Source organism: Bifidobacterium sp. (assembly GCF_050874245.1).
In the GTDB taxonomy this organism is placed as follows: Bacteria; Actinomycetota; Actinomycetes; order Actinomycetales; family Bifidobacteriaceae; genus Bifidobacterium.
The window spans coordinates 1-8,277 of record NZ_JBNMKH010000078.1; the positions used below are offsets into that span (position 1 = coordinate 1).

5 protein-coding genes and 2 pseudogenes are annotated in these 8,277 nt (G+C 58.4%); 1 reads left to right on the plus strand and 6 read right to left on the minus strand.

Annotated features, from left to right (window positions below; genetic code table 11):
* Both ACR0P8_RS07835 and tyrS read right to left on the minus strand, forming a co-directional pair.
* Positions 1-634: pseudogene (locus tag ACR0P8_RS07835) on the minus strand (helicase); the annotation flags it as partial.
* Positions 635-695: 61 nt separating this feature from the next.
* Positions 696-2,003, minus strand: coding sequence for a tyrosine--tRNA ligase (gene tyrS, locus ACR0P8_RS07840; RefSeq protein ID WP_432624550.1), 1,308 nt, complete (start codon positions 2,001-2,003; stop codon positions 696-698).
* 230 nt (positions 2,004-2,233) lie between these two features.
* On the opposite strand from tyrS, the gene ACR0P8_RS07845 reads away from it, so the two are divergent.
* The gene (locus ACR0P8_RS07845) at positions 2,234-3,982 is read left to right on the plus strand and encodes a DUF975 family protein (protein ID WP_432624551.1); all 1,749 of its coding nucleotides are present in this window, start codon (positions 2,234-2,236) and stop codon (positions 3,980-3,982) included.
* Between the two features lie 95 nt (positions 3,983-4,077).
* On the opposite strand, the gene ACR0P8_RS07850 is transcribed toward ACR0P8_RS07845, so the two are convergent.
* The 4 genes and pseudogenes from ACR0P8_RS07850 to ACR0P8_RS07865 all read right to left on the minus strand — a co-directional run.
* Entirely contained in the window at positions 4,078-4,857 is a 780-nt protein-coding gene (locus tag ACR0P8_RS07850) for a putative ABC transporter permease (RefSeq protein ID WP_432624553.1), read from the minus strand.
* Positions 4,858-4,862: 5 nt separating this feature from the next.
* Entirely contained in the window at positions 4,863-5,372 is a 510-nt protein-coding gene (locus tag ACR0P8_RS07855; RefSeq protein WP_432624554.1) for an HD domain-containing protein, read from the minus strand.
* Positions 5,373-5,408: 36 nt separating this feature from the next.
* A complete protein-coding gene (argH, locus tag ACR0P8_RS07860; protein WP_432624552.1) occupies positions 5,409-6,899 on the minus strand; it encodes an argininosuccinate lyase in 1,491 nt (496 codons plus the stop codon).
* 118 nt (positions 6,900-7,017) lie between these two features.
* A pseudogene (locus ACR0P8_RS07865) lies at positions 7,018-8,010 on the minus strand (argininosuccinate synthase); the annotation flags it as partial.
* Positions 8,011-8,277: the final 267 nt, after the last annotated feature.

An 8,277-nucleotide genomic window follows, 5' to 3' on the forward strand; every position in this document is an offset into this window, starting at 1 on the left:
CCGTATTCTCCGGACGCTGGTCGCGATCCTTGTGGAAGTCGCGACGCTCGCCATCACGACGGAAATCCCTACGATCATTGCGGCGGTCGCCGTCCTTGCGGAAATTGCGTCCGCCACGGCGTTCGCCGTCATCACGACGGAAGTTGCGGCGGTCGTTACGACGCTCGCCATCATGACGGAAATTACGACGCTCACCATCACCATGACGGTCGTCGCGATGGAAATCCCTACGATCGCCGTCACGACGGTCATTGTGACGGAAGCCGGAACGCTCGCCATCACGCTGGTAGCGTGGATTATCGCCATGGTTCCCGCGATAGCCACCGCGGCGATCGTCACGACGCTCGCCATCACGGTTGAACTTGCGCGGACCATTGTGGAAACGACGCTCCTGACCCTCGCCTTCGCCGTCACGACGGAAATCGCGGTCTCCGCGACGATAGCCGCCATTGCTCTTGCGATATCCACCCTTGTGATCGTCATCGCGGAAGCCACCGGACCTGTGTCCGTAAGACTTGCCGCCGTTGCCGCGCGGCTTGAACCCCTTGCCACCGCGGTTGCCCGGTCTGCCCGAGCCGTAGGACTTATGGTTGCCGTAGGACTTGCCGCGAGATCCGCGCTGTTCTTCTGCCATGCTGTTCCTTATTGGTATTGAGATACTTGCGATTGATTACTTACGATTGTTTTTGCGAGGTTCAGGCGTTTTCGACGACGCCAAGCGCTTTCTTGCCACGACGGATGAGCGCGAAACGTCCATGCAGGAAATCTCCATCCTGCAAGGTCTGCTCCTCGTCCGTGACACGCGAATTGTTGAGATACACGCCACCGGATTTGATGGTCTTGCGGGCTTCGGAAATCGACTTGAACAGTCCGGCCTTCATGCCCGCTTCCGCCACACGATCACCGGTGGCAGCCTTGGCGAACTCGCCATCGACCTTCATGCCGTCGATGGCCGCCTCGAGTGTGGACTCGTCGATGTCGGCCAAGTCGCCGCCACGGCCGAACAACGCGCCGGCCGCCTCGATGGCCTGGCGGGTGGCCTCCTCGCCGTGCACGAAACTGGTGACCTCCCATGCAAGGGTCCGCTGCGCCTCACGTGCGCCCGGATTGGTCTTGCTCTCCTCGATAAGACGCTCGATCTCGGCCTTCGGCAGGAAGGTGAATGCCTTGAGCAGGTTCTCCATCTCGCTGTCGGGACGGTTGAACCAGAACTGGTAGAACTTGTACGGGCTCAGCATGGTGCCGTCCAGCCACACGGCGTTGCCTTCGGATTTGCCGAACTTCTTGCCTTGGGCATCGGTGATGATCGGGCTGGTGAACACGTTCACGTCCACGCCACGAACCTTGTGGATCAGGTCGAGTCCGGAGGTGAGGTTGCCCCACTGGTCGGAACCGCCGATCTCCAGCGTGCAATGGTATTCGTCGAACAAGTGCAGAAAATCATTGCCCTGCAGCACCTGGTAGCTGAATTCGGTGAAGGAGATGCCTTCCTCGGACTTCAGGCGGCGAGCCACGGTGTCCTTGGCCAGCATGGTGCCCATGCGGAAGTTCTTGCCGACGTCACGCAGGAAGTCGATGACGCTCATCTGCGCGGTCCAATCGTAGTTGGACACGAAACGCACCGGATCGTCACCTTCGGTCTCGAGGATGCCGCCGATCTGCCTTTTCAGACGGTCGGCCCATCCAGCCACGACGTCCTTCGGGTTCAGTGTGCGTTCGCCCGACTGTCGGGGGTCTCCAATCAGACCGGTGGCTCCGCCGACCAACGCGATCGGATGGTGTCCGGCCGCCTGCAGATGGCGCATGTTGATGAGCTGGACAAGATTGCCGATATGCAGGGAAGCCGCGGTGGGATCGAAACCGCAATAATAGGTGATGGGCTCTCCGTTCAACGCTTCGGCGAGTCGATCCCTGTCGGTGGACTGGGAAATCAACCCGCGCCATTCCAGTTCATCGAGGACGGAATCGAATCCGGCCTCCTTGAAATCGATGACGTGAGCCATAACAGTGCTTCTCCCTATCGAATTGTGGATATTGCCGCGTTTTTACGCATCCTACAGTCTCGCAGAAGATACAGACAGCTGACAAGTACGCCATTCCCCACGTCGACATGTCAACGGATGCGTGCCGGTAAAATCGGAATCGGATGTCTCATTTGGAGAAGAAGGGACAGGATATGGATCGCAAATCCATGAAAAGGAAAGCGAAGTCGGCTTTCAAGAAACACTATTGGATGATTGTCGCAATCTGTCTGTTCGCATCGGTCTTCGGCGTCGGATACAGCTCGTCGACATGGCCCTTGAGCGCCGATTCCTCGTCCTACAGCGTGCAAGAAGGCGGCGCGGACGCACAGTCAAGCAACATATCCGGAGTGTTGGAGCAGCTGCTCGTCGGGAACGAGAACCAGGCACGCAGTCAGGTGAAACACAACCAGGAGCAAATCGCGCACGGAGACGCCAATACCATGTTGGGCCGTGATCGTGGCGTATTCGCCTTCCTGCTCAACTCGTTCTCGTCGGGATCGGTCATTCTGTCCGTGGTCGATGCGGTCAATTCCATCGTTCACAACAAAGGCGTGGCGATGGCCGTACCGATTGTCATATCCCTGGCCGTTTACATCTTCGCATGGCTGTTCATCCAGCAGACGTACCGTGTGGTCATGGCGCGCATGCTTCTGGAGGGACGGACTTACGACAAGCTTCCCGTAAGCCGTTTCCTGTATCCCGTCACCACAGGAAAATGGTGGTCGATGGCGAAGACGATGCTTTTGGAGAACATACTCCTGTTCCTGTGGACGTTCACCATCGTCGGCGCGTTCGTCAAACCGTATTCCTATCGTATGGTGCCTTACATCGTCGCCGAGAACCCCAATATCGGCGCGAGGGAAGCCATCACCCTGTCCAGGCGCATGATGCGGGGGCATAAGTGGGAATGCTTCATGGCCGACCTGTCGTTCCTTGGCTGGTGGCTGCTTGACCTGCTCACTCTTGGTTTAAGCGGCATCTTCTATTCCAACGGCTACAACGCCGCGTTCTTCGCCGAATACTACGTGCATGTGCGCGGTCTGTCCAAGGACGTGGGAATCGAAGGAAGCGAGCTGCTCGGCGACGAATACCTGTATGGGAAAGCCGATGCCGAGACTTTGCGCGGAGCGTATGGCGATGTCGTCGAGTCCATGGAGCGGTTGTCCGAAGATCTCGTCCCCGCAGACAAACCGCACGGTCTTGTCGGTTTCCTGTCCGAATGGCTGGGCGTGCGCATTCTGCATTCACGGTCGGTGGCGCAGTATGAGACATACAACGAACACGTGCACCAGATCAGCATCGGCAGGGAGATTCTGGATGGTACGGTCTATCCTGGGCGGCTGGCGCCCGCTCCGATGTCCTTCCGGTTCCATGAGTCGCGCGCCGTCAGTTCCGACCGCAGCTATTCGCTGGTCAATCTGGTCATGATGTTCTTCATCTTCTGCTTCGTCGGCTGGATATGGGAGGTGAGCCTCGCATTCATCTCCGAGGGGACCTTCGTAAATCGCGGGACATTGCATGGACCATGGCTGCCGATCTATGGCATTGGCGGAGTGGTCATCCTGACGTTGCTGAAAAAGCTTCGGAAGACCCCTCCGCTCGAATTCCTGGCGGCCATGGCGCTGTGCGGCGGTTTGGAATACTTCTCGTCCTGGTATTTGGAGAAAACGCACGGAGGCCAACGCTGGTGGGATTACACCGGCTATTTCCTGAACCTCAATGGAAGGATCTGCGCTGAGGGTCTGTTGACGTTCGGATTGGGCGGACTGGCGATTGTGTATCTGCTGGCTCCGGCGTTGGATAGTCTGCTCAGCCGGATCGATGTGAGGAAGCTCACCGTCGTGGCCGTCGTATTGTTGGTTCTTTATTGCGCAGACCAAGTGTATTCGATGAGAAATCCCAACATCGGCGCGGGCATCACCGACTATAAGGGTTCAGCCACATCGCAAGTATCCTGACCTGCGTCCGTTCCGCTCCTTCCGGTAGCCGGTCGGAGGTCGTTGACGGTTCATCGATGGCGTATGCGGCGCTTGCACTATCGATGAACCGTCAATCATTTGCGGCGCAGCATTTCGCGCGCGGTTTCGATGATTTTGCTGTATTTGGTGGATTCCGTGGAACGCATGCGTGGGAAGGAACGGATCATACGACGCTGTTGCCAATTCAATGCGGATGAGGCAAGATGACGCATACCGACGATGCGCTCCTGGGACGATTCGGACAGGTCGCGCATTTTGTCACGGAACGCCTCCTTGCCCCATTGCCAGGAATCGCCGGCCTCCTCCACACGCGATTGCACGGCGTCGCCGAATTTCGCGAGGTGGTCGGACAGGTCGACGATGCCCAGCACGGTGATGATGGTATCGACGATCACGGCGATGGCGAAAACCACGCACATCACGTGCACGGCCATCAAAGGGATCATGGCGGTAAGACGTTCCACCTGAGGCTGGATCACATCGATGATCAGCACGCCGCCGAAACCAAATACGATCGCACCGAGCAGACAGATGCGTCCTTGGATGTTGAAACGGAAATGGCTGTAATCCCACCATCTGGCATGGAAGAGCTTCTCCATGCCCCATGACGTGGCATATTCGAGGACGCTTGCGCCGAACGAGGAGATCAGGAAAATCTCGACGGGATTCGTAAGATCATGCAACAGCACAATCGCAAGCACCGCGCCGCAGCCGTAAATCGGGCAAAGCGGACCGTTGAGAAATCCTCGGTTGACCAGATGACGTTCCGAAATGGATACCAGTATCGATTCATACACCCAACCGGCGAATGAATACAGGAGGAACCATAGAAACAGGTGTTCGAGGGCGAGCATCGTCATCAATGCCTTCCATGTACGAGCTTGGTGGAATCTGCCTTGCCGAATCGATCGAATGAAAGCGTTTCCTTGGTTGCGCTGATTTTGTCCGCAACGGTCACCAGATATCCCTCAATGTATTTCGGAGGATACGGCGTCAATGGGAACATATGGTTCCTGATGCTGTCGCATTCGATCCGGTTGAGCTCGAAATCATGAATCGCGTTGCGCATGGCGGTACCACCGTGGGTGAAGCCATGCAGCCGATGGGCGCCACCATCGTAATCATGCCAATCGTAAAGAAAATAGTCGTGAAGCAAAGCAGCGCGAATCAGAGAACGCAGATCGACACGTTTCCATAGATGCAGCCTGTCGGCCAGCCATACTGACAGGCAGGCCACACGGATGGAATGAGAGAACGTGGTGACCGTGCCATGCTGATAGCAGGTCCGCTCGATACGCATATGATCGTGTTCCAGAATATCCTGTCCATACACGTGGACCAGCCTTTGTATCTGTATACGTGTCAGCAGCACCACTTTGCCTCTCGTCGCTTTTGCTACCGTCCGTCACTGCCTGAGCAGGGATTCGGGCGACTTATATGCGGAACCGTCGGAAACGGAGTTGGCAAAGGCACGAAGCTGCTCGATCGTGGTCTTGGCCGAAACGATCTGTTCACGCACGCGCAACGGTGAGGTGCCTCCCTTGCCGTTACGAGCGGAGACGGAGCCCTCGGTGGAAAGGACCTCACGCACCTGAGGAGCCTTGTCCGCCGGCAGGAAATCCTTGAACATGGTGATGAAGTCCTCGTCGGTCAAATCCCACAGCTCCTGGCCACGGTCCTCGGCAATCTTCACGCACGCACCGGAAAGCTCATGCGCGTGACGGAACGGCACGCCGTTCTTGACGAGCCATTCGGCGATGTCGGTGGCGAGGGCGAAACCGGTCGGCGCTTCGGCCTCGAGACGTTCCTTGTCGAAGACCATGGTTCCGACCATTCCGGTGAACGCCGGCAACAGCACCTCAAGTGTGTCCACCTGATCGAAGACCGCCTCCTTGTCCTCCTGAAGATCACGCGCGTATGCGGTCGGAAGACCCTTGAGCGTGGCGAGCAGTCCCGTCAGGTCGCCGATAAGACGGCCGGACTTGCCTCGCGCGAGTTCGGCGATATCCGGGTTCTTCTTCTGCGGCATGATGGACGAGCCGGTGGAATAGGCATCATCGAGACGCACGAAGGCGAATTCCTGCGTGTTCCAGATGATAATCTCTTCGGAGAGACGGCTCAGATCCACGCCGGTCATGGCGGCGATGAACGCGAATTCCGCGACCAGATCGCGGCTGGCAGTGCCGTCGATGGAGTTGGCGGTCACCTTGGAGAAGCCCAGTTCACGGGCCACGGCCACCGGTTCGAGGCCAAGAGTATTACCCGCAAGCGCGCCGGAACCGTACGGGCTGGCATCGATGCGCTTGTCCCAATCGGAAAGGCGCTCCACATCGCGCAGCAACGGCCATACATGGGCCATGAGCTGATGGGCGAGCAGCACCGGCTGCGCATGCTGCATATGCGTGCGGCCTGGCATGACGGTGCGTCCGGCCTTTTCGGCCTGCTCAATCAACGTGGACGCAAGGCCAAGCAGCATCTTCGCGATGATTCTGCTATGGCGGCGCAGCCACATGCGGATAAGCGCGGCGATCTGGTCATTACGGGAACGGCCAGCACGTAGCTTGCCTCCGAGCTCGTCTCCTGCGATCTGCAGCAGGCCACGTTCAAGCGCGGTGGCCTCATCCTCGTCGTCCTCGATTGGGGCGAAGGCGCCGGAATCAACGCGACGCTGCAGCTCATCGAGGGCGTCCTCCATACGCTGCAGCTCATCGGCGGTGAGCAGACCGGCACGTCCGAGCGCGCGGGCGTGGGCGCGTGAGCCTGCGATGTCATCATCGGCGAGACGCCAATCAAACTGGGTGGATTTGCTCAGGCGTGCAAGCTCCGGTGACGGTCCGGACTTGAAACGGCCGCCCCACAGGGCGAGGTGCTCACCATTGGTAGTGCTCTCGGTCATTGTTCTTCCAAATCTCCTTGCGGACATGACTGAGGGAGAGCATACCAGTCAGGATGGTCCCACCGGTACGCTCTCCCCCATTATCAGGACGGTTCACGGCGCAATCGCCGTCATACCATCATTCGACGCTGTTTTCCGGAACCTCGATGCCGTTGCCGAACTTGACATCGCGGGCGGCCGCCACGCGGCTCGGCAGACCATAGATGTCGATGAAGCCATTGGAGGACTTCTGATCGAAGCTATCGCCGGAATCATAGGTGGCCAGGCTGTAATCGTACAGCGAGCTGTCGGAACGACGTCCGGTCACGACGGCGCGGCCACCATGCAGAATCATGCGAATCTCGCCGGATACGTACTTCTGGGTGTCCTCGATGAAGGCGTTCAGGGACTGGGTGGCCGGAGAGAACCACTGTGCGTCGTAGACCAGCTCGGCCCGACGCTTGTCGATGTCGCGCTTGATGCGGTGCTGTTCGCGTTCGAGGCAGCAGTTCTCGAGCTCCTGATGGGCGGTGATGAGGGCAACCGCGCCCGGAGCCTCATACAGCTCACGGGACTTGATACCGACCAAACGGTCCTCGATCAGGTCGATGCGGCCGATGCCCTGCGCGCCAGCGCGACGGTTCATCTCTTCGATGGCCTGCAACGGGGTGACGTCGTGGCCGTCAATCTTGACCGGCACGCCCTGCTTGAATTCGATGACGACCTCATCCTCGACCGGCGGGAACGCCGGATCGTCGGTGTAGGAATAGCAATCCTTAGTCGGACCGTTCCACGGATCCTCAAGGAAACCGGTCTCAATGGCACGGCCCCACACGTTCTGGTCGATGGAGAACGGGCTCTTCTCGGTCTGCACGATCGGAAGCTTGTGCTCCTTGGCGAATGCGATTTCCACGTCACGAGTCAGGGACAGGTCGCGGATCGGGCTGATGGCTTTCAGCGTCGGGTCGATGGAGGCGATGGAGACCTCGAAACGCACCTGATCATTGCCCTTGCCGGTGCAGCCATGGGAGATGGTATCCGCGCCGAACTGGTGGGCGGCGCGCACCAAGTGCTTGGAAATCAGCGGACGGGAGATGGCGGAGACCAGCGGATACACGCCTTCGTACATGGCGATGCTGCCTGCTGATTATATTGCGGCTGTGTGTACGCTGATGTTGGCTGCTGGTTGTACTGTGGCTGCGTGTATGCCGGTGGCACCTGCTGATTGTATTGTGGCTGAGTATATGCCGGTGTTGACTGCTGATTATTTTGTGGCTGTACCGGTTGTTGTGGCTGTGCTGCCTGACCATAATAATCCGTCTGCACAGGCTGTGGTGCCGGTGGTACCTGTGCCTGTTGTGGCTGTATAGGATCATCTCCCAGATTTGGTCTCCATCCC

What these genes read in the sequence shown, in the direction of transcription:
- tyrS (WP_432624550.1), bottom strand. Translation starts at nt 2,003, where the DNA reads ATGGCTCACGTCATCGATTTCAAGGAGGCCGGATTCGATTCCGTCCTC.
- ACR0P8_RS07845 (WP_432624551.1), top strand. Translation starts at nt 2,234, where the DNA reads ATGATTGTCGCAATCTGTCTGTTCGCATCGGTCTTCGGCGTCGGATAC.
- ACR0P8_RS07850 (WP_432624553.1), bottom strand. Translation starts at nt 4,857, where the DNA reads ATGCTCGCCCTCGAACACCTGTTTCTATGGTTCCTCCTGTATTCATTC.
- argH (WP_432624552.1), bottom strand. Translation starts at nt 6,899, where the DNA reads ATGACCGAGAGCACTACCAATGGTGAGCACCTCGCCCTGTGGGGCGGC.